The following is a 3,018-nucleotide window of genomic DNA, read 5'->3' on the forward strand; positions in this document are numbered from 1 at the left end:
CCCTCCACCCAGGGGTGGAGGGCCCTCGCGTACGGCCGGGATCAGGCGTCGATGCGGGAACGGTCCAGGGTGGCCGCCGAGTCCACGATGAACTCCTTGCGCGGGGCGACGTCGTTGCCCATCAGCAGGTCGAAGATCCGCTCGGCCTGCTCCAGGTCGCCCAGGTTGATCCGGCGCAGCGTGCGGTGGCGCGGGTCCATGGTGGTCTCGGCCAGTTGGTCGGCGTCCATCTCGCCGAGGCCCTTGTAGCGCTGCACCGGCTCCTTCCAGCGCTGGTTCTTGCGCTGGAACTCCAGCAGCGTGGAGCGCAGTTCGGCGTCGGAGTAGGTGTAGTGGTACTTCTCCTGGCCGCGCTTGGGGCTGGTGAGCTCGATCCGGTGCAGCGGCGGCACCGCGGCGAAGACCCGGCCCTGCTCGACCATCGGCCGCATGTAGCGGTGGAACAGGGTGAGCAGCAGGGTGCGGATGTGCGAGCCGTCGACGTCGGCGTCGGCCATGAAGATGACCCGGCCGTAGCGGGCCTGGTCGATGTCGAAGGTGCGGCCGGAGCCGGCCCCTATCACCTGGATGATCGCGGCGCACTCGGCGTTCTTGAGCATGTCGCTCACGGACGCCTTCTGCACGTTGAGGATCTTGCCGCGGATCGGCAGCAGCGCCTGGAACTCGGAGTTGCGGGCGAGCTTGGCGGTGCCGAGCGCGGAGTCCCCCTCGACGATGAACAGTTCGCTGCGGTCGACGTCGTCGCTGCGGCAGTCGGCCAGCTTGGCGGGCAGCGAGCTGGTCTCCAGCGCGGTCTTGCGGCGCTGGGCCTCCTTGTGCTGCCGGGCGGCGACCCGGGTGCGGGCGGCCGCGACGACCTTGTCCAGCACGGCCCGGGCCTGGAGCTTCTGGTCCTTCTTGGCCGAGGTGAGGAAGGCCTTGAGCTCCTTGGCGACGACGGCGGCGACGATCCGGTTGGCCGCCGAGGTGCCGAGCACCTCCTTGGTCTGGCCCTCGAACTGCGGCTCGGCGAGCCGGACGGTGACCACCGCGGTGAGGCCCTCGGTGGCGTCGTCCTTGGTGATGTCGTCCTCGGCGACGCGCAGCAGCTTGCTCGCGCGCAGCGCCTCGTTGACCGTCTTGGCCAGCGAGCGCTCGAAGCCGGTGATGTGGGTGCCGCCCTTGGGGGTGGCGATGATGTTGACGAAGGAGCGCAGGGTGGTGTCGTAGCCGGCGCCCCAGCGCAGCGCGATGTCCACCCCGAGGTGACGGGTGACCTCGGTGGGCGTCATGTGGCCGAGGTCGTCCAGGACCGGCACGGTCTCCTTGAAGGTGCCCTCGCCGCGCAGCCGCAGCACGTCGCAGACCGGCTTGTCGGGGGCCAGGAACTCGCAGAACTCGGCGATGCCGCCGTCGTAGCGGAAGACCGTCTCGTCGATCTGCTCGCTCTCGGTGAGCCGCTCGTCACGCACCACGATGGTCAGGCCGGGGACCAGGAAGGCGGTCTGCCGGGCGCGGCTGTGCAGCGTCTCCAGGGAGAGCTTGGCGTCCTTGAGGAAGATCTGCCGGTCGGCCCAGTAGCGGATCCGGGTGCCGGTGCGGGCCTTCGGCACCTTGCGGGTCCTGGTCAGCCCGTTGCCGGGCTCGAAGGGCGCGTCCGGGCTGGCCTCGGTGAAGATGCCGGGGGTGCCGCGGCGGAAGCTGATCGCGTGGGTGTGCCCGCTGCGGTCGACCTCGACGTCGAGGCGGGCGGAGAGCGCGTTGACGACCGAGGCGCCGACGCCGTGCAGACCGCCGGAGGCCGCGTAGGAGCCGCCGCCGAACTTGCCGCCGGCGTGCAGCTTGGTCATCACGACCTCGACGCCGGACAGCCCGGTCTTGGGCTCGACGTCGACCGGGATGCCGCGCCCGTTGTCCCGGACCTCGACCGAGGAGTCGGGGTGCAGCACGACGTCGATGCGGTCGCAGTAGCCGCCGAGCGCCTCGTCGACGGAGTTGTCGATGATCTCCCACAGGCAGTGCATCAGACCGCGGCTGTCGGTCGAGCCGATGTACATGCCGGGGCGCTTGCGGACCGCCTCCAGGCCCTCCAGGACGAGCAGGTGCCGCGCGGTGTAGTTGGAACCGTCGTCGCCGGCCAGCAGCGCGGACGGCACGGTCGTTTCGGCACTCACGCGGCACTCTCCTCGGTGAAGATCTGTCTCATCGGTCACATCCGGACGCATCCGGACCAAACGCCAGTGCAGCACGCCGCACCGACACCCGTCGCCCTGCGTGCCCGAACCCCTGCACCGGGTGCACAGCACGACGGACCGGCCCCGCGCAGCTTGTACGCGCTGCGCGAACAAGCACCGCACCCGGGTGTGGGCCCCGGGGGCGCCATCTCCTCCCGGTACCACCGGTCCTGGCGGATCGTGGGGCCCGGCGCAGGCTCCGGAACTGCCGTTATGCAGGCTACCGGGGCCCGGGACGGGGCTTATGCTCCAACCCGGCGAAGGATTATGCTACGCGGACCTCGCACCCGATCCCGATCGGGCGTTCGAGCGAAGGGCGGATCCCGGAATCCGGCACGCATGAACCACCGGCGCCCGGGGCACGTCCTCATCAACACAGCAGAATCCTCAAAGAAGAAAAGCCACGAGCGGGAACGTTTTCGGCCTGGTTGGATGTTGACCCTGGTACGACAGCTCGTCGAGCTAGAGAAGAGGCGACGTGACTACTGTTCTGACCCCTGCGAGCCCGCTCACCGCGGCTGACCGCTGCGACCGCTGCGGCGCCCAGGCCTACCTGCGCGTCGTACTCGCCAGCGGCGGAGAGCTGCTCTTCTGCGCCCACCACGGCCGGAAGTTCGAGCCCGAGCTCAAGAAGATCGCCGTGGAGATACAGGACGAGAGCGGCCGTCTCACCACCGCGACCACCGTGACGGCCACCGACGACGAGCGCTGATACAGGGCGCCACCAACAGCAGCCGGCCTCGAGCTGTGTCCGGTCGCGCACCGCGCGCGACCGGTGAGCCGGGCGACGGACCCCTTCTGGGGC

General features: G+C 69.9%; 2 protein-coding genes. One reads left to right on the forward strand and one right to left on the reverse strand.

Annotated features, from left to right (window positions below; genetic code table 11):
- Nucleotides 1-41 precede the first annotated feature (41 nt).
- Nucleotides 42-2,153, reverse strand: a complete 2,112-nt coding sequence (locus ACFU6K_RS35440) for a type IIA DNA topoisomerase subunit B (protein WP_380670204.1) — start codon at nt 2,151-2,153, stop codon at nt 42-44.
- Between the two features lie 538 nt (nt 2,154-2,691).
- Between ACFU6K_RS35440 and ACFU6K_RS35445 the strand changes: the two genes are divergently transcribed.
- A complete protein-coding gene (locus ACFU6K_RS35445) occupies nt 2,692-2,925 on the forward strand; it encodes a hypothetical protein (protein WP_049650788.1) in 234 nt (77 codons plus the stop codon).
- The last annotated feature ends 93 nt before the right edge of the window (nt 2,926-3,018 follow it).

It is taken from the genome of Kitasatospora sp. NPDC057512 (assembly GCF_042802135.1).
GTDB lineage: Bacteria > Actinomycetota > Actinomycetes > Streptomycetales > Streptomycetaceae > Kitasatospora.